The sequence below is a fragment of the Chryseobacterium caseinilyticum genome (genome assembly GCF_014837145.1).
Classification (GTDB): domain Bacteria; phylum Bacteroidota; class Bacteroidia; order Flavobacteriales; family Weeksellaceae; genus Chryseobacterium; species Chryseobacterium caseinilyticum.
Genome location: NZ_JACYFS010000004.1, coordinates 188,646 through 207,156, shown reverse-complemented (window position 1 = coordinate 207,156; position 18,511 = coordinate 188,646). Strand labels below are relative to the sequence as shown.

Genomic DNA, 18,511 nt, shown 5'->3' with positions numbered 1-18,511 from the left:
TTGTATAACCTTGATAATAAAAATCATACAATGAAACAGCCTTGGATACATAATGCGAAAACAGACGGTTGGTTCATTCTGTCACCACCATTTATTATTTTACTGATCATTTTTCTTTTTCAGAAACAGATTCAGGGACTGGAAAATCATTATTCATTTTACACATGGCTTTTTCTGATTGTTTTTGTGGATGTTGCGCACGTCTATTCAACATTGTTTAAAACGTATTTCGTAAAAGCAGAAATTCAAAAAAGAAAACTTTTATACTACGGTATTCCTCTGCTGAGCTGGATTTTAGGATTAATATTATATCAGTTGGGAAGTCTTACTTTCTGGTCGGTTCTGGCGTTGATTGCTGTTTTTCATTTCATCAGACAGCAGTATGGTTTCATGAGAATTTATGCCCGATCTGAAAAAAATAACTGGAGCAAAAAAATAGATGAGGTTGCTATCTATTCAGCGACAATTTTCCCGATGCTGTACTGGTTTAAAACAGAAAGAGCGTTCAATTGGTTTGTTAAAAATGAATTTCAGTGGTTTGAGAATATACCCGATTATGTTCCTTTCCTCAGAATTTTATATTTCATTATCCTTTCAGTATGGATATTTAAAACTGTTATTGAAATCAGTGAAACCAAAGAAATTAGTCTCCCTAAAAATGCTTTGATTATTGGGACTTATCTGTCCTGGTACTTTGGAATTGTTTACTTTAATAATGATGTGGTTTTTACCCTTCTGAATGTTATTTCGCACGGAATTCCTTATGTTGCATTAGTCTACATCAGAGAAATTAAGCAGAAGGAACCGACTCAGTTAAATCATTTATCGGTTTTTAAATCTACTTTGGGTGTTTTACTTTTTATCGCTGTCATTTTTACATTCGCCTTTTTCGAAGAGTTCCTTTGGGAGATTTTAGTTTGGCGTGAACATTTGTCCTGGGATTTTAAGCTTTCCGAATTTTGGTTTCAGTTCCTTATTCCTCTGTTGGTCATTCCCCAGCTTACCCATTATCTGTTGGATGGTTTTATTTGGCGCAGGCCAGAAAAAGGTAAATAAATTTATCTCAAGGAAATTATTTCAGTGCAAAACACATTTTTCACCCCGCTGCCTCGCTGCGCAAAATCTCCCGACTTTGATCTCATACGCAGAGTCTTCACCTCTTCATCGCGGAGTTCCCGATCTGCTCTTATTTAATGATCGGAAGGATTTCAAATTTTAAATCTCAGGTAAAAATTTAAAAATGCCCTTCCAGATACCTGCAGGCCTTCCATAACCATCCCGACCCTCTTGTAGAACTGGGTCAGGACGGTTTCATAAGGGGCTGTAGGAGGTTGGCAAGGAGGGGACCCCCTTCGGAAGGGGGGGTAAGGATGTTCATCAAGGGGGTGAATACCGTTGGAAAGTGGCTGCAGGGTGTTGCTGAAAGGGGTAAAGACCGTCTAGAATTGGTTAGCGGTCTTATTGTGATTTTTTTATATTGGATAAGATTGTGTTAAATGTTAATATAATTTTTTTAAAAAAAATAACCATAAAGATAAAAGTTGTATATTTTTGCAGTATGGGAAATCTTGGAGATAAAAATTTTTGGAAAAAGAACTATGGACTTTTACCTATGCATCTTGTACCACAAAATGGAGAGGAAAGGTTCCTTATGCTTAATGGAGGAACTTCAGATTTTTGTTTTCAATCTTTTGAGAGTGATGATAGTTTTGAAACATATTTTCAGTCTTCTTGGTCTACAAATACCAAAAATTATTTAATATTAGGAGAAGATAAATTAAAAATCTTCAATTGGTACAATAACTCTGTTGAAGAAGTTTCTAAAACACAAGTGTTATCTAATTCTGAAAAGTTTTATGAATATCTATTATTAAAATCATTTAAAACTCAAAATGATGTTGTCCCTTTTATAATAGACATTTTTAGACAATTACGTAATCTTACCCTTGAAAAAGAAAATGCTAAAGAAGCTTTAAATCTATTATATCTGTTGCTAGTAAGTATTGAAGAAGATTTTTCAACTATTAAATTTGAGGATTGGGGATTTAATGTAGAAAATATTCCTGATAGGTTTGAATATTTTGTTGAAACAATAAGATCTGGGATAAAGTCCATAAAGCCTAATCTTGATTTGATTTTGAGGCATACTTCAGGAGCCTTGTTTCAGGAGGCTCATAGAGAAGTGATTTATTTTAGCCCTCAGAGAGATTTATTTGGAGGAGTATCTAGTAAACTAATAACAAAAACAGACTCTTACTCAAGTATACATTATACTCCACAATACATTGCAAGAAGTATAGTAGAAAATTGTTTGAAAGAAATTGATATTGAAAAGAATGAATTAATCATTCTTGACCCAGCTTGTGGGTCTTCAGAATTTTTAATTGAAGTACTTAAACAATTACGGGAATTAGATTACAAGGGAAGAGTATCTATAAAGGGCTTTGATATATCAGAAAGTGCTATCAATACCTCTAGGTTTCTTTTAGAGTATGAAAATAGAACACAATGGCAAAATAACTTAAGCATTGACTTAAAGTTAGTTGAAGATTCTTTATCAGAAAATTGGGGTCAAAATAATGATATAGTACTAATGAACCCTCCTTTTGTCTCATGGGAACTTATTAAGAACAAGGAAAGTAGAACTATTATATTAGATACTTTATCAGAATCTTTTAAAAAAGGAAAGCCAAATCAAGCAAGTGCTTTTTTTTATAAGGCAAAAGGAGCGCTAGCTGGTTCTGGAATTTTAGGATGTGTCCTCCCATCATCAATTTTACAAAGAGAATCATATAGTTCGTTAAGAAATGAATTTCAGGAAGAATTAACAATTAAACTAATTGCGAAATTAGGAAATTTTGTCTTTGAAGATGCCTTAACAGATGTTAGCTTATTTATAGGAAAAAAACCTAAGTCAGCATTAACACCGAAAGTAATTTGGGCAAAAAATGAAAAAGGAGCTGTACAGGAGGCACTTAGAGAGTTGAGAAAGTCAACAGAAAACAATGAATTATCAATTGACGAAAAAAAGTATAGCATATATACCCCAACATCATTTCCATTTGTTAAAGATTCATGGAATATTATCTCTCTTAAGGAGAATAATTTCATAAAGAATACTGAAAGGTTTATTTTAGATAACAAGCTGGTTCATATTTCAAAAATATTTACAGTTAAACAGGGAATAAGAAGTGGTAATAACAATGCATTTATCATATCAAAAGAAGTTTTTGATTCCATTCCTGAAGCAGAGAAACATTTATACAGAAAAGTAATAGGAAATGACTCAATTAAAAATGGTGTAATCACTTTAAAAAATTATATCTGGTATCCTTATGACGAAGAAAAATCTCTATTTCAAAGTGAAGGAGAATTATTAGATTTTGCACCATACTCTTATTTCAGATTACTTGAGTACAAAAACGTATTAACAAATAGACCTAGAAATTCTGAAGTTAATTGGTGGTTACTAAGTGAGCATAGAGCATGGTTAAGAAAAAAAGAAAAAAGATTGTTCTCAACAGAATTTGGCAAATCAGATTCTTTTGGTTTTGATAATGTTGGTGACTTTGTAGTTGAACGGGGGAATGCATGGAGCTCCAAAAGAGCAATGAGCGATGATGATTTTTTCTTTTATTTATCTGTATTTTCAAGCGGGATATTTGATAATTTTCTTTCAATCTTCTCTAAACCTATAATGTCTGGTTATTACCTAGGGCAAACATACACTAAAGATATACCTATCCCAAACATTTACACTCTTGATAAAAAATCAGAAGAGTATGTAAAACTAGTTGAACTAGGTAAAGAGTTATCTAAAGGAAATTCGCTAGCTAAATATTCAATTGATGAGATTTTGACAACTTATTTCTATCCTAAATTTTAAGCGATTATGATTAATCATGAGGAATTAATTAATAATATAAATGATAGTTGTAAATATCTTTTCACTAGTCAGATTTTCAAGCTTGAAGAAAATGTTTTATCAAACAGTGCTAAAACATATAGAATACAAGGAAACTCAAAAGCTTTAAATAGAAAAAAAAATGACATTTTTGAAGTTTCTGTATTAAATTGGTTTGAGGATTTTTATTTATATGTTGAGGTTAAATTTGTTTCAAATCATACTTTTATTTCCCTCTCTGTTTTTAAAGGAGCAGATAATCAGCTAAATAAGCATCAGTTATTTAGAGCAGAATGGGATGATTATGATAGAGATGATGAAATTCATGCACAACCTCATTGGCATATTACTACTGATGTTGCTATTTCAGATAACTTTAATAACTTCCTAGGAGAAAAGGAGCAAGTTACATTTGATGTTTTTGAATTATCAAAAGCTGAGGTTTTTGATATTAAAAATTTTCATTTTGCTATGTTAGGTAACTGGCAACAAGATGAAACCCATATTCACAAAATATCTGAGCCTGCAAAAGTGTCAAAGTGGTTATTAGGAGTTCTTAAACATATTAGAGTAGAATTAGATGTGTGAGTAAACTAATAGTCTATCTAACTCAAAAACAATAATAACCAAGATTGTTTTTACACTTTAAAAGAATGGGGAAATTATAGTATTAAAATTTCTATATAAAAATGAATCTTTTTAGCAGAAACATAAAATAAATTTAGAATGGTCTTTAACTAAAGTTTAAATTCAAATCCTCAGTTGCCTCACAAATACCTTCATCTTGTTTTTCTTTAAAGCATTAATTTCTCAAAATGAGACCCACCCAAAAAACTTTAATTAAATTTGTCTTCAAGAAATTATTCCAATGCAAAAACACATTTTTTTATTAGCGGTTCTGTTAGGCTTTTACATTCAGGCCCAGCAGAAAACCTTTTGTAATCCCATCAACATCGATTATGGTTATACACCTTTTGAAGTTTTTTCAAAACAGGGGAAACACCGCGCAACAGCCGATCCGGTGATCGTTAATTTTCAGAAAAAACTGTTTCTTTTTTCAACCAATCAGGAAGGCTACTGGCACAGCGACAATATGCTCGACTGGAAATTCGTCAAAAGAAAATTCCTAAGAGACAACAAATACACCCATGATCTGAACGCTCCCGCAGTCTGGGCGATGAAAGATACTTTATACGTTTACGGCTCAACCTGGGAATCTGATTTCCCAATCTGGAAATCTACCAATCCTACAGTAGACGACTGGAAAATTGCGGTGGATACGCTGAAAGTTGGCGCATGGGATCCTGCTTTTCATTATGACGAAGATAAAAACAAACTCTATCTCTACTGGGGCTCAAGCAACGAATGGCCGCTCTTAGGAACTGAGGTGAAGGTTAAAAATTTACAGTCCGAAGGTTTTGTAAAACCGATTTTAAGACTCAAACCTGAAGATCACGGCTGGGAAAGATTTGGGGAATACAATGACAATGTTTTCCTGCAGCCTTTTGTGGAAGGAGCTTGGGTGACGAAGTATAAAGACAAATATTATATGCAGTACGGCGCGCCGGCAACGGAGTTCAGCGGATATTCTGACGGTGTCTATGTTTCAAAAAATCCTTTGGAAGGATATGAATACCAACAGCACAATCCGTTTTCCTACAAGCCTGGTGGTTTTGCAAGAGGCGCGGGACATGGAGCTACATTTGAAGATAATTTTAAAAACTGGTGGCACATTTCAACGATTTTTATTTCCACAAAAAATAATTTTGAAAGACGTCTGGGAATCTGGCCTGCAGGTTTTGATAAGGATGATGTGATGTACACGAATACCGCTTATGGCGATTACCCGACTTTACTTCCTCAGTTTGCTCAGGGAAAAGATTTCTCAAAAGGACTTTTCACCAATTGGATGTTGCTGAATTACAATAAACCCGTTCAGGTTTCTTCAACTTTAGGTGGTTATCATTCGAATAATGCGGTGGATGAAGATATTAAAACGTACTGGAGTGCAAAAACAGGAAATTCGGGTGAATGGTTTCAGACGGATTTAGGAGAAGTTTCTACCATCAATGCCATTCAGGTCAATTATGCCGATCAGGATGTTGAGTTTATGGGAAAAACCGAAGGCAAGATGCATCAGTATAAAATCTATGGTTCCAACGACGGGAAAAAATGGAAAGTAATTGTGGATAAAAGCAAAAATACCAAAGACGTTCCTCACGATTATATCGAACTTGAAAAACCTGCTTCAGCAAGATATTTAAAAATGGAAAACCTGAAAATGCCGACAGGAAAGTTTGCGTTAAGCGGTTTCAGAGTATTCGGAAAAGGTGCGGGAGCCAAGCCTGCAAAGGTTCAGAACTTCGTTCCGTTAAGAGCTGATCCGAAAAAATATGGAGAAAGAAGAAGCATTTGGATGAAGTGGCAACAGAATTCAGAAGCTGACGGTTATGTTATTTACTGGGGGAAATCTCCGGATAAACTGTACGGAAGCATAATGGTTTATGGAAAAAATGAATATTTCTTTACCGGCGCCGACAGAGTTGATTCTTATTATTTCCAGATCGAAGCGTTCAATGCAAACGGAATTTCTGAAAGAACAGAAGTGGTGAAGTCTGAATGATTTGAATATTTTGTAAAAAAACGCTTTGATTGTTCCATCAAAGCGTTTTTTTTAATGTTTTATTTTCGGATCTGTTTTACGCTTCAATTTGATTTCGGAGCCAGATTGTAAAGCCGGAATTTGTAGGAACGTCCAGCCTTTTCATCACATTATATTTGTTGTTACGAACTGTTTTTTCAGCTTTAATGTTGTTCTGCAATATCTTTAGTATTAACATTTTCGCGAAAACACGTTTCTCTTTTATGCGTAGAAAATTATTTAAGTTAAATTCTAAATTATATTTCGCAATATTACTTCACAATGATTTTGAATATTTTTTGGTACTCCTTATTTTCAAAATTAAGGATATAGCTTCCTGTAATAATACCTTTCATCTGAACACTGTTTTTACCCTCTTTTAAATCTAAAGTTTGATTAAAAATTTGTTTTCCTTCAAAACTTGATACGGTAATACGTGTAGTTCCTTTAATTTTTCTGTTATTATAAATTTCCAGATTTCCATTTGATACCGGATTGATTATCCTAATGGCAAAATGATCATTCACAACTTCATGAGAACTAAGAACAGTGCTTTGAAGCGCAGTGTAAGCATTAATTCTGCCCCAACCGTGATATTTGTCAAAACCTGGGGTGTCTTCTGAAGGAATTCCTTTCATATCTTCGGCTGTGGTTTGAAGAATATTTCGTACCTGAGCAGGTGTGAGTGTTGGGTTTTTTGCAAAAATTAAAGAAGCAACTCCCGCCACCAAAGGGGTAGCTTGAGATGTACCTCCCCAATAGCTGCCATACGAAGTATTAGAGTCTATACCAAGTCCATAAATAAAATTTCCTGGTGCCACTACATTGATGTGGGTTCCGTAGCAGCTTCCCGACGTTGTACTCCAGAAAAACGGTTGTGTTCTTTTGTCATTAGCATCGGTAGAGCCTACTGCAATTACGTTATCGTAGGCAGTAGAATATGCTGCGGGATAATTTGAAACCTGATTATTATTATTCATCATACAGGCTACCAACAATACATTGTTTGTTCTCAGATAATTGATTGCACTGGCTAATGCTGCAGACGGTGCAGTACCGCCAATAGACATTGATACTATTTTGGCGCCATTGTTCGCAGCATAATAGAGACTGTTTGCCATATTTGCATAAGTACCGTTATTACCACTATCCAGCACTTTCAATGGCATCATTTTGCTGTTCCAGTTAACACCGGCGTATCCTTTTGCATTGTTGGCTGCGCTTCCGATAATGCCTGTACAATTGGTACCATGCCCATGGTCGTCAGTGGGGTTATTATCATTATTTACCCAATCCCAACCGCGGTAATCGTCAATAAGTCCGTTTCCGTCATTGTCTATTCCGTCGCCTATTATTTCTGTCGGTTTATTCCAGATTCTGCCAGCAAAATCTTCATGAGAAAAATTAATACCCGAATCTGCAACGGCAATAATCATATTTGGATCTCCCGTTTCTATATCCCAGGCCAGTTCCATGTCTACATCAGCATCCGGTGTGGTGGTCATCCCCGAAACCACAAAAGTTCCTGTATTATACAAACTCCATTGTCTCGAAGAAAAAAAAGTGTCAGTCGGAAAGGTAGAAAGGCTGGCGTTTCCCTGTACTCCTGCTCCATGAGCGATATAGTTGGGTTCTGCAAATGCTATTTTAGAGTCTTCGCCATAAATTTTTGCAATCGAAGCAACATCTATGTCATTTTTAAATTCAAGTAAAAATGAGGTGGTGAAATCTACGTCTCCAATAGGCGTGATTTTGTTCACTAAATGCTCATTATTTAACCGGTCTACGCTTTGTACGCCAATGATATTTTTTGCTAAATCATGCTTTCCTTTATTGAAAGACTCGTTTTTAACTTTTATGATCAATTGATTTTTTTCAAAATCCTGTGCATTACACAAAGACAGAAGCAATGTAGAAAATATTGTAAAGATGTGCTTTTTCATAATTTTTTAAAAATATATAAAATTTTAAATATATTCACTATTTATAGAACTTTTTTACTTCCGGTAATTCAACTTGTTCCTTCGAAACTGCAGGGGAGTTTCTCTCGGTATCGCAGAGTTATTCGTATTGTAACATAGATTTACTGTGTCATAGAAAAATGCATAATAGATTCTTGAGACTTTTACGTTGGTATAGTTTAAAACTGTAGTTCCGGGGAGAAGCATTATAGCAGAGATTGTGAAATCTGAATGATGTTAATAAACTGTCAAAGGCAAGTTTGTCATCCGTGGGAATCTAAATAGAGAATCTTAAAATTGCTGAGATTCCTGCGGAATACTTTATAGGAGCGCTTTAAAATTTTGCAAAGCGTTTTTTATTTAATTGACTTTAAAAACGCATCAATTTTATCGATTAAAAACGTTGAGTTTTTATCTTTTTCCCAGTCCAGATGTCCACCAGGAAATTCGTAAGATTCATTTAAAATTTTATTTTTATTTAAAGCTGAATCTAAAATTTTTTTCTGCGAAAGTGGAATCACCAGATCATTATTTCCATAGAAAGAAATAGTGGGTGGAGATTTTTCGGTAATCCATTCAACGGGGCTGGCAAATTTCTCTTTGTTGAGATCATTTGTTACAAATGAAGGATTCACGAGTCTGCTTTCAACGAATGAATAATCGGAATAATTTTTAAAATTGGGATCAGATAAATCTGAAGGTCCCACAATATTTACTACAGCTTCTATCCTTTCTGCTTTGTCAAAACGGTAAGAATAAAGCATAGACAAATGTCCGCCTGCACTGTTTCCGAGAAGAATAAATTTAGTTTTTACCGGAACGATTCCAACCAGATAATCAATCACCTTTCTGATGTCTTCGGTCTGATTGGGAAGTCCATACTGTGTTTTGTCAGCAAGCCGGTAGTTCATATTTGCGAAAGCAGACTGTGGAAATTTTTTCATCAGCTGTGTTGTGAAATAGGTAAGATCAGATTTCTTTCCCGCTTTCCATCCGCCACCATGAATTATAATAAACACCGTTTTTACTGAATCCCGTTTTTCAGGAATGTACAGATCCATTTTCTGTTCAGCATCGTCACCATAGGAAATGTTGATCTGTTGCTCAAATGAAATGCCTTTTTCAAACTTAATTATTTTTTCAGTACATGAGAAAAGAGTGATGGTAAGTAGTAGAAGTACAGCAAATTTATTCATTCCTCTAAATTAAAAAAACGATGAGCTATTGAAGGGTATAATTCTAAAATTATTGATGGATTTTATGGTTTAACTTTATTAAAATTAAAATTAATGATTCACATTTATTTCGGACAGCAAAAAAGCCCGCCATTTCCGGCAAGCTTATAACAATAATAATTGAAATATGAAGTAATGAAATTTTATCTCGTTCTGCTCTTTATGGCATCTGAGGCACCTTCGATATCTCTCACTTTTTTCACTTTCTGGTTTCCAAAGTTGTAAGTGATGCTGAGAGTTCCGCCTCTTCTGAACTGGTCGTTTTTTACATAATTGTAATTTCCGTTATCCTGAAAATCTTCAATCTCAACAATATTGGTTCTGAGAACATCGGTTACATTTAAAGCAAAAGTCCAGTCGTTCCAGTTTTTCTTGAGGCTCAGATCTAAACTCATCAGATCTTTCAGCATTCCCAGCTCGATCTGCTGTTTGTCTACGTAGAAATAATTTACGCCGAGAAACCAAGTTTTCTTTTTGTCTAAAGCCAGAGTATTGTTGGTCTGGATGATAAGGCTTGAAGATTTGTTTTTATTGATGTAGGTGTCAAAAACAATTCCTGTGGTAGGATCTGTACTTAACATTCCGTCGTTGATGTTATGCTGTATTCCGATATTGAAATTGGTTGTCAGGGCTTTTTTGAAAAATGTTTTCTGCATTCCGATCATTGCAGACATTTCCTGTTTGTCGCCGAAGTTGGTTCTGATGTACGCCAGCTGACGGTAGGTTTTCCCGTCCCTTTCAATATTTCTCTGCAAAGGAACCTGAGTGATCACATCTTTGAAAAGTGAGTGATTTAAAATCAAAAAATAGGAATTTTTGAACATGTACGTCAGCTCCTGATTATACGTCGTTGAGGCTTTCACAAAAGGATTGTTTTGTGTGTAGTTGTCTTCGGTAAGAATGTTTTTCACAGGATTCAGCTCCCAGAAACTCGGTCTTCTCATTCGGCTCGAAAACGAGTAGGAAATGTTATTTTTGTCATTAATGGCGTAGTTAAAACTCAGGTAGGGAAGCAGATTATTGTAATCTCTTTCAAAAACCTGCATCGGCTTTTCGGGAATTTCAGATGTTCCCATACTTTTGGTAATTTCATATCTCGCACCGATTTTTCCTGAAAATTTATCTGAAAACTTTTTCTCGGCAGTAAGATAGAACCCATAGATGTTTTCATCATAAATAAAGTGGTTCAGGTCGGGTCTCAGATTGTCGAAATTTCCCGCTGTATCATAAAAATAGAAGAAGTTCTTGGTGTCATTATCAGTCTTTGTCCTGTTAAAATTACCGCCGACGGAAATAGTGAGATCTTTTTTAAACTTCTGAATATAATCGGCCATCGCTGAAAAATTATTGATAACCTGCGGAATATCCTGCAAAACCTGTTGTCTGAGCTGAGAAAAATTTCCGTCTACAGCCGGAACAAGCGTTCGGTTATCCGAATTCTGGAATCTTCTGAAATTGAGGTAGGCTGCATTAAGATTAAGTTTGCTTCCCAGTGAATCCGTTTTAAGTTCATAATTCAGGTTCACAGAATTATTGTAGTTTCTGGCATTTTCAAGATTATCAGATTTATTAAACTTGGTTTCGAGAAGCGTTCCGTTATTATCAAATGTTCTCAGGGTGTTGAGAAGATTTACAGAAGAACCATAGCTTTTGGTGGCATTTGTATTCCAGGACAGTGCGAGGTTGCTTTTCTCATTAAGCTGATAGTCGAAATTGAGATATCCACCGATGTATTGATTGGGATCGTCTACTAATCCCACTGATTCATTTTTGAGGAGTGATGTTCCGTTTTTCAAAACATATTCCTGCGCCTGAATATTGTCGCCTCCATACAGATTGGCGCTGATTCCCAATTTATCTTTTCTGTAATTTGCAGAAAAACTTGCCGAGCTTGCATTGTATTTGTTCTGAGAGTTAGACATTCTCATGTTTCCGTTGAGGCCGTCGCTCATTTTCTTTTTCAGAACAATGTTGATGATTCCGTCTGAAGATTCTACCTGAAATTCACTTCCCGGCATGGTGATCACTTCAATTTTTTGGATATTTTCAGCAGGTGTATTTTTAAGAAACTGAGCCAGAGACTCTGCATCCATATTCGATTTTCTGCCGTTGATGTAAATTAATGCGTTGTTTTTACCGGCAATTTTAAGGGTTTTATCATCAGTCGTGGAAAGGAGAGGAGTCTGTCTTAAAAGGTCAAAGGTAGTATTTCCTTTGGCAACCGGCGATGCGGCGACGTCGTACACAAAACGGTCAGACTGTTTTTTGAAAACCTGTTTGGTGATAACAACGGCTTCAATATCTTTTGTTTTTGCTGAGTCTGTTTTTTTCTGTTGAGCCATGCTGAGCCCTGAAAAAAAGATGGCGGCGATTAATAGTGAGGTTTTCATAATGGGTAGGTTAGGTTATAGGTATTGGTTATTATTTTACATTGCAAAGATATATAATAAATTTAGTATTATGCAATACAAAGTAGTTAATTAAAATTTTTTAAAGATTTAAACAATTGACAGTCAGTGCAAAAAAAAATATTGCGGTGATCTATCTATATAAAGATTAGACAACCGCAACATCAATTTTGTTACAATTGGACCGAAAATATTTAAAAAAATGTAATTATTCCCTGTCGAATCTTGCCAGCTTCTTGTCAATCCAGATGGTGGCAAAAGGAAAAAATGCTGAGATCAGTGCAAAAACACTGTCTTCATCGTCCCAGTCGAATATTTTCCGGATAGATGGTAGAAATACAAGGTATAAAGTAAAAAATAAACCATGAATACTTCCAATGGTGCTGATGTAGATAATCGCCAGAATATTTTCCGGTTCGGTACGGATCCAGATCATTGCTGAAAAGAGGAAAAACCATGAAATGGCTTCTGACAGACAGATTTGTTTAAACCATTTGATTACATTTTCCTTGGGATATTTTGAAAATAGATTTTCGAGAAAATTCATTTTTTATTGTTTTCTGATTGTAAGATTTTTGTCAGTGTCTGCTGATAATTTTTATCATAGTTAAGGTCTTTTCCTTCTTCATCTTCACCATCCTGTAGAATATATCCAAAATCATAAATGGAACTGCCTTTGATTTTATAAAATTTTGTCCAGTTTCTTCCAGACAGAACATAGCAATCGATGAGGTTATATTTCTTAATGTAATTTGGATTTTTAATTTGATTGAAACCTTTAATCTTCTGAAGTTTCTGATTTTTAATATCAAAAATAAAGAGATGATACGTTAAATTACTTCGGGCATCTGAAGTGTTTTCAACTAAAATATCTTTAATTCCGTCACCATTGAAGTCTATAAATTCAATGTTTTTATTTTTACTGAATAGCTTTTCCTGATGAATAACTGTTTTTTTGCCATTGTTCAATTTCGAAAATGAAAAAAAAGCATTTGTTTTGTCATCATCTGTATCGGTCTGCTTTGGATCAAATTCCAGAGAAACTGAATATCCTTTTTTATCATAAACCGAATCGCATTTTACAGTCAATATTTTTGTCTGACCAAAAAAAGCGTCACTGAAAAATAAGAGAAATAAAAGCAGTGAAAATTTCATACCTGAAAAAGATTTAATTTTGCGTATCCATCATCCATCATCCATCATCCATCACCTGTAAAAACTACTTCCATCCAGATAGTCAAAAACCTCTGGCGGAAGCATCGGTCTCACATTTTTCCCAGCTTTGATCATATTTCTGATTTCGGTTGCTGAAAGTTCAATCACTGGTGCTTCAATCATCGAAATGTTTTCGTGCTGAAGGTATTCTGAATCTTCTTTCTCACCTTCAAATACTCTTGGATAAACGATGATGTGATGATTTTTAATTAAAACATCAGAATTTTTCCACTTATGAAGTCCGTTGAGGTTGTCTTCGCCCATAATTAAACTGAAAGAATAATCAGGATGCTTTTCTTTAAGATAAGTTAATGTATCAATCGTATAACTGGGGGTTGGCAGAGAAAATTCGACATTCGAGGCACGCATTTTCGGGTAATTTTTTATTGCCATTTCTACCATATCAAGACGGTTATGATCTTTCAGAAGGGATTTTTTTTCTTTGAAAGGATTCTGCGGACTCACCACAAACCAAAGCTCATCCATATCCGAATTTTCCAGAATGTAATTTGCCAGAATCAAATGCCCAATGTGAATGGGATTAAAGGAACCGAAAAAGAGACCGATTTTTTTCAAGGCTGAGGTTAAGGTTAAGGTTAAGGTTAAGGTTGCGTTTTATTTATGAAATTGGTTATTTTATTCAGTTCGTGAATCACTTCTTCAATTAATTTTTTGATTTTCAGATATTCGGATTCCTGAAAATATTTTACTCGTACGCCATAAATTAAATGACTTTTAGTCTCAAATGCAGAACCTCGGGAAATATCATAAAATCGGCCTTTATCTTTGCTGGTTCTCCTTCCAAATCCTTCAGCAATATTTGCTGAGATACTTTCTGCAGATCTTCTTAACTGTGAAGTTAAAGCATAATCTTCTTTTCGGGGTAGATTTTCAGTTAGATTAAAGCATTCTTCAGCAATGTCCATCGCTTTCTGCCAAACCGGCATTTCAGTAAAATCGTTAATCATTTGTATATTTTTTAAGTTTTTCTAAAATCTACAATTTTCCACAACTCACCTCAACCTAAGCCTCAACCTTAACCTCAATCTTCATGAAACTTCACATCCCTGATATTCAAATAATGCGTTACATTTCCTTTCCAGTGATTTTCTTCCAGCGTAAAAGCTATATCGAAATTTTTAGTTCTGAAATCATCTGCATGCTGACCAAGTTTAAAGCCTACACATTCTATATTTCTGCCTGTAGATTCCTGTCTGATGTAAAATTTCAGGTGGCTGTTGTCTTTTCCCATTGTTTTGACGTAGCCGGCGATTTTCTGATTTTTTAAAACCAGATTGGGCTTCATATTGTGTGGGCCAAATGGAGCCAGCTTTCTGTGGAAGTTGATAAATTCACGGTTGATCTCGTCAATTTCCATTACAGAATCTATCGTGATAGAAGGCTCTTTCTGATGTTCCTGTATTTTTTCTGCGACCGTCTGTTCAAATTTAATTTTAAATTCTTCAAACCTGTCTTTTTCCATAGAAAGCCCTGCAGCAGCGTGGTGTCCTCCAAATTTCAGGAAATATTCAGAGCAGATGTCCAGCGCTTCGTGAACGTCAAAATCAGAAACAGATCTTGCGGAAGCGACCATTTCGCCATTATTTCCGTCTGTGAAAACCAAAGTTGGTTTGTAATAGGTTTCAATAAGTCTTGAAGCTACAATTCCGATCACGCCTTTGTTCCATTCCGGATGGTAAACGATGGTTGTGTATTTTGTTTCCTGCTGGGATTCAATGATCTGTTTCAAAGCAGATTCAGTGGAATGCATATCGAGTTCACGTCTCTCATCATTCAGATTCATAATGTCTGAAACGATTTGATGGGCGTGTTTAAGGTTATCTGAAACCATAAGCTCTACAGCAGCTTTTCCCTGAGAAATCCTTCCTGCAGCGTTTATTTTCGGAGCAATTTCAAATACAATATTCGAAATTTCAAAATGTGATAATTTTTCTTCGGGAATTAAAAGTCTTAAACCCATATTTCGGGTTTTTCGCAGAACTTTTAAACCTTGTTTTGCCAGAACTCTGTTTTCACCGTTCATTGCAACAATATCTGCGGCAATAGAAATGGCGAGAAGATCTGTAAGTTCAAACAGTTCCGCTTCCGGAATTTTATAGATTGTATTTAACCCCTGACAAAGTTTAAACCCAACACCACATCCTGAAAGTTCTTTGTAAGGATAACGGCAGTCGGTTCTTTTAGGGTCTAATACAGCAACAGCACTGGGAATTTCGTCGCCCGGCAGGTGGTGGTCACAGATGATAAAATCGATATTTTTTGCGGAGGCATAATCAATCATATCTATCGCCTTAATTCCGCAGTCGAGTGCGATAATCAGTGAGAAACCGTTTTCTTTTGCAAAATCAATTCCCTCGGTTGAAATGCCGTAGCCTTCAGAATTTCTGTCGGGAATATAGTAATCGAGATAGCTTTTGTGAACAATTTTTCTGAGATAAAGGTACATCAGCGCAACGGCTGTAGTTCCGTCGACATCATAATCGCCATAGACCATTATTTTTTCTCCGTTTTCTATTGCAGTGGCAATTCGCTCAACAGCTTTCTGCATATCTGCCATCAGAAAAGGATTATGAATGTCGTTGAGGTTAGGCTTAAAAAACTCTCTCGCCTTCTGGTAGTTGTCAATTCCTCTCATAACGAGGATTTTAGATTCAAAAGTTCCGAAACCAAGCGACGAGCTCAATCCGTCTACAACTTCTTCATCGGGTTCGGGTTTAAAAATCCATTTATGACTCATTTCACAAAAATAGGGAAAATTATTAGCTTTCAAAAATGAAAAGAAATATTGTTCAGGTTTTTTGAAATGCTTATCTTGGCTGTAGAAAAATTAACATTAAAATGAAAAAAATTACTTTATCGCTGGCCATTCTGGCAGCAGTAGCATCAGTCAATGCACAGAAAATCAATTTAGGAAAAGCGGCTGGAGTTGTCTCTAAAGGAGCTCAGGCACTGACTTTTTCCAACGCCGATGCCATCAGATTATCCAAAGAATCGGTTGACTACATGGATAAAAACAATCCGGTTGCAGGCCCAAAAGATCCTTACACAGTGAGATTAAACAAGCTCTTCGCAAAACACAAATCCCAGGATGGCTTAAACCTGAATTACAAGGTTTATAAAGTCGCTGATATCAACGCCTTTGCCTGCGCAGACGGAAGCGTACGTGTTTTTTCGTCGCTAATGGATATTATGACGGATGATGAATTATTGGCTGTAATCGGTCACGAAATTGGTCATGTTAAAAATGAAGATACCAAAGATGCAATGAAATCAGCTTATCTGAAAGCTGCTGCAATGGATGCTGCCTCTTCTGCTTCCAATGCAGTTGCGACATTGAGTGAAAGTCAGGTTGGGAAAATGGCCAATGCATTTCTTGATGCTTCACACAGTAAAAAACAGGAAAATCAGGCTGATGATTACTCTTACGATTTCATGAAATCTAATAAATACAATGTTGTAGGAGCTTATACGGCATTCAAAAAACTGGCTTTGCTTTCTGAAGGCGGAACGGCGCAGTCTAAATTTCAGAAAATGTTTAATTCGCATCCCGACAGCAATAAAAGAGCTGAAGCTATAAAGAAAAAAGCAGAGAAAGACGGTTTATGGAAAGATCCAGGAACAGTTTCTATTCCGACAACAAAACTTACAAAATAAACGAAAACCGGTCTGCAAGCAGACCGGTTTTTTATTTGGATTTCACAAGAACCAGATATTCCCATGGCTTCATTTTAAGCGGAGTCTGACCGTTTAAATTATACGCTTTTCCGGAAAACAGTTCTACATATTTTCCTTTATAATATTTCGTGTCGAGATTTACAGGAACATCCTCTCCTGAAAAGTTGAAAATGGGCAAAACAGCATCGCCGGAACTTTCGCGGTAGAATGAAATGATTTTATCCTGCTTATTATTTACTACACGAATCATTTCGCCACCCAATTTACCATTCCACAGTGCACGATTTTCATGTTTTAATTTAAATAATTTCTGATACATTCCAAAATATGGACTTTCCTTCCAGACGATAGGATCTTTTTCAAAAAAGTTTAAACTCCGGTCTAAGCCGGCTTCCTGTCCGTTGTAAACTAGCGGCATTCCATTGATCACGGCTGCGAAAACCATTGAAGTTTCCAGACCTGCCCCAAAGTTTTTCTGTGGCGTTCCGTTCCAGGAATTCATATCGTGATTTTCTACAAAAGTCATTCTGTAAGCATCTCTTGGGAAAGTATTGACGTCGTGCGCCAGATATTCCACAAGATTTCCAATTCCTTTATTTCTTGTCGTTGCGTCTTTCATTTTCTCAAAGAGACTCCAGGAATATTCTATATCAAACGCATTTTTTAATAAATCCCGCGATTCCCATTCGCCCAGCATAAAAACAGGTTTTATAGCATCCAGCTGTTTTCTTGCCTCATCCCAGAAATCTACAGGAATAAATCCTGCAGTATCTGCCCGGTAACCGTCAATATTGGCTTCCTTTACCCAGAATTTCAGAGATTCCGTCATGTATTCCCGAAGTTTAGGATTCTCATAATCAAAATCAATTACATCATCCCAGTCATACCATGGTGTGGGCTGAAAATTTCCTTCTCTGGTTTTCGTATACCAGTCGGGATGCTCTTTTGATAAAGGATTGTCCCATGCAGAATGGTTTCCGACCCAGTCGATGATGATGTACATTCCCATCGAGTGAATTTTATCAACCAGTCTTTTAAAATCCTGCATATTTCCAAATTCAGGATTTATTCCTCGGAAATCTTTCACAGAATAATAACTTCCCAAACTGCCTTTTCTTTTTTCTACGCCTATCGGATGAATCGGCATGAGCCAGATGATATCAATTCCCAGTTTTTTTATTCTCGGCAGATCTTTTTCAAAGGCTTTAAAGGTTCCTTCTTTGGAATACTGTCTGATATTGACTTCGTAAATGGTTGCGTTTTTCGACCATTCAGGATGTTGAAGTTCCACATAAGGTTTCGAAGCATATCTCAAATCCTGTTTCTGAGAAAATACACTGATAAAAAGCATCAGCAGAAGTAAAGAAAAACATTTTTGTGTCATTTCTGGATTATTTTGGAAATCTAAGTTAAATAAAAAAAGCCTTCAAAACTGAATTTAAAGACTTTTC

General features: G+C 35.7%; 14 protein-coding genes. 5 read left to right on the top strand and 9 right to left on the bottom strand.

Features of this window, described 5'->3' with window-relative positions; all coding sequences use genetic code 11:
• The first annotated feature begins 30 nt into the window (after nucleotides 1-30).
• The 4 genes from IC610_RS13825 (at nucleotide 31) to IC610_RS13810 (ending at nucleotide 6,527) form a co-directional block, all read left to right on the top strand.
• Nucleotides 31-1,056, top strand: coding sequence for a hypothetical protein (locus IC610_RS13825; RefSeq protein ID WP_191737397.1), 1,026 nt, complete (start codon nucleotides 31-33; stop codon nucleotides 1,054-1,056).
• A 502-nt stretch (nucleotides 1,057-1,558) separates the two neighbouring features.
• Nucleotides 1,559-3,886 carry an N-6 DNA methylase gene (locus IC610_RS13820; RefSeq protein ID WP_191737396.1) on the top strand — a complete coding sequence of 776 codons (2,328 nt, stop codon included), beginning with the start codon at nucleotides 1,559-1,561 and terminating at the stop codon, nucleotides 3,884-3,886.
• Nucleotides 3,887-3,892: 6 nt separating this feature from the next.
• A complete protein-coding gene (locus tag IC610_RS13815; RefSeq protein WP_191737395.1) occupies nucleotides 3,893-4,492 on the top strand; it encodes a hypothetical protein in 600 nt (199 codons plus the stop codon).
• Between the two features lie 280 nt (nucleotides 4,493-4,772).
• A complete protein-coding gene (locus IC610_RS13810) occupies nucleotides 4,773-6,527 on the top strand; it encodes a discoidin domain-containing protein (protein ID WP_191737394.1) in 1,755 nt (584 codons plus the stop codon).
• A 290-nt stretch (nucleotides 6,528-6,817) separates the two neighbouring features.
• On the opposite strand, the gene IC610_RS13805 is transcribed toward IC610_RS13810, so the two are convergent.
• The 8 genes from IC610_RS13805 to recJ form a co-directional block, all read right to left on the bottom strand.
• The gene (locus tag IC610_RS13805) at nucleotides 6,818-8,488 is read right to left on the bottom strand and encodes a S8 family peptidase (protein ID WP_191737393.1); all 1,671 of its coding nucleotides are present in this window, start codon (nucleotides 8,486-8,488) and stop codon (nucleotides 6,818-6,820) included.
• Nucleotides 8,489-8,862: 374 nt separating this feature from the next.
• Nucleotides 8,863-9,702, bottom strand: coding sequence for an alpha/beta hydrolase (locus IC610_RS13800; RefSeq protein WP_191737392.1), 840 nt, complete (start codon nucleotides 9,700-9,702; stop codon nucleotides 8,863-8,865).
• 182 nt (nucleotides 9,703-9,884) lie between these two features.
• Nucleotides 9,885-12,131 carry a TonB-dependent receptor domain-containing protein gene (locus IC610_RS13795; protein ID WP_191737391.1) on the bottom strand — a complete coding sequence of 749 codons (2,247 nt, stop codon included), beginning with the start codon at nucleotides 12,129-12,131 and terminating at the stop codon, nucleotides 9,885-9,887.
• 226 nt (nucleotides 12,132-12,357) lie between these two features.
• Complete coding sequence (locus IC610_RS13790) at nucleotides 12,358-12,696, bottom strand: DUF3817 domain-containing protein (protein ID WP_191737390.1); 339 nt, start codon at nucleotides 12,694-12,696, stop codon at nucleotides 12,358-12,360.
• On the bottom strand, nucleotides 12,693-13,304 hold the full coding sequence (locus IC610_RS13785) for an XAC2610-related protein (protein ID WP_191737389.1): 612 nt from the start codon (nucleotides 13,302-13,304) through the stop codon (nucleotides 12,693-12,695). The genes IC610_RS13790 and IC610_RS13785 overlap by 4 nt, the downstream gene beginning before the upstream one ends.
• Nucleotides 13,305-13,355: 51 nt before the next feature.
• The gene (gene nadD, locus IC610_RS13780) at nucleotides 13,356-13,940 is read right to left on the bottom strand and encodes a nicotinate (nicotinamide) nucleotide adenylyltransferase (protein ID WP_191737388.1); all 585 of its coding nucleotides are present in this window, start codon (nucleotides 13,938-13,940) and stop codon (nucleotides 13,356-13,358) included.
• 26 nt (nucleotides 13,941-13,966) lie between these two features.
• The gene (locus IC610_RS13775) at nucleotides 13,967-14,332 is read right to left on the bottom strand and encodes a four helix bundle protein (RefSeq protein ID WP_191737387.1); all 366 of its coding nucleotides are present in this window, start codon (nucleotides 14,330-14,332) and stop codon (nucleotides 13,967-13,969) included.
• Between the two features lie 74 nt (nucleotides 14,333-14,406).
• Nucleotides 14,407-16,122: a single-stranded-DNA-specific exonuclease RecJ gene (recJ, locus tag IC610_RS13770; protein WP_191737386.1), complete on the bottom strand. Its 1,716-nt coding sequence runs from the start codon at nucleotides 16,120-16,122 to the stop codon at nucleotides 14,407-14,409.
• Nucleotides 16,123-16,223: 101 nt separating this feature from the next.
• Between recJ and IC610_RS13765 the strand changes: the two genes are divergently transcribed.
• Nucleotides 16,224-17,039 (top strand): M48 family metalloprotease, encoded by an 816-nt coding sequence (locus IC610_RS13765; protein ID WP_191737385.1) that lies wholly within the window; start codon nucleotides 16,224-16,226, stop codon nucleotides 17,037-17,039.
• 31 nt (nucleotides 17,040-17,070) lie between these two features.
• Here IC610_RS13765 and IC610_RS13760 read toward each other — a convergent pair whose 3' ends face one another.
• The gene (locus tag IC610_RS13760) at nucleotides 17,071-18,444 is read right to left on the bottom strand and encodes an alpha-amylase family glycosyl hydrolase (RefSeq protein WP_191737384.1); all 1,374 of its coding nucleotides are present in this window, start codon (nucleotides 18,442-18,444) and stop codon (nucleotides 17,071-17,073) included.
• Nucleotides 18,445-18,511: the final 67 nt, after the last annotated feature.

What these genes read in the sequence shown, in the direction of transcription:
- IC610_RS13825 (WP_191737397.1), top strand. Translation starts at nt 31, where the DNA reads ATGAAACAGCCTTGGATACATAATGCGAAAACAGACGGTTGGTTCATT.
- IC610_RS13820 (WP_191737396.1), top strand. Translation starts at nt 1,559, where the DNA reads ATGGGAAATCTTGGAGATAAAAATTTTTGGAAAAAGAACTATGGACTT.
- IC610_RS13815 (WP_191737395.1), top strand. Translation starts at nt 3,893, where the DNA reads ATGATTAATCATGAGGAATTAATTAATAATATAAATGATAGTTGTAAA.
- IC610_RS13810 (WP_191737394.1), top strand. Translation starts at nt 4,773, where the DNA reads ATGCAAAAACACATTTTTTTATTAGCGGTTCTGTTAGGCTTTTACATT.
- IC610_RS13805 (WP_191737393.1), bottom strand. Translation starts at nt 8,488, where the DNA reads ATGAAAAAGCACATCTTTACAATATTTTCTACATTGCTTCTGTCTTTG.
- IC610_RS13800 (WP_191737392.1), bottom strand. Translation starts at nt 9,702, where the DNA reads ATGAATAAATTTGCTGTACTTCTACTACTTACCATCACTCTTTTCTCA.
- IC610_RS13795 (WP_191737391.1), bottom strand. Translation starts at nt 12,131, where the DNA reads ATGAAAACCTCACTATTAATCGCCGCCATCTTTTTTTCAGGGCTCAGC.
- IC610_RS13790 (WP_191737390.1), bottom strand. Translation starts at nt 12,696, where the DNA reads ATGAATTTTCTCGAAAATCTATTTTCAAAATATCCCAAGGAAAATGTA.
- IC610_RS13785 (WP_191737389.1), bottom strand. Translation starts at nt 13,304, where the DNA reads ATGAAATTTTCACTGCTTTTATTTCTCTTATTTTTCAGTGACGCTTTT.
- IC610_RS13775 (WP_191737387.1), bottom strand. Translation starts at nt 14,332, where the DNA reads ATGATTAACGATTTTACTGAAATGCCGGTTTGGCAGAAAGCGATGGAC.
- recJ (WP_191737386.1), bottom strand. Translation starts at nt 16,122, where the DNA reads ATGAGTCATAAATGGATTTTTAAACCCGAACCCGATGAAGAAGTTGTA.
- IC610_RS13765 (WP_191737385.1), top strand. Translation starts at nt 16,224, where the DNA reads ATGAAAAAAATTACTTTATCGCTGGCCATTCTGGCAGCAGTAGCATCA.
- IC610_RS13760 (WP_191737384.1), bottom strand. Translation starts at nt 18,444, where the DNA reads ATGACACAAAAATGTTTTTCTTTACTTCTGCTGATGCTTTTTATCAGT.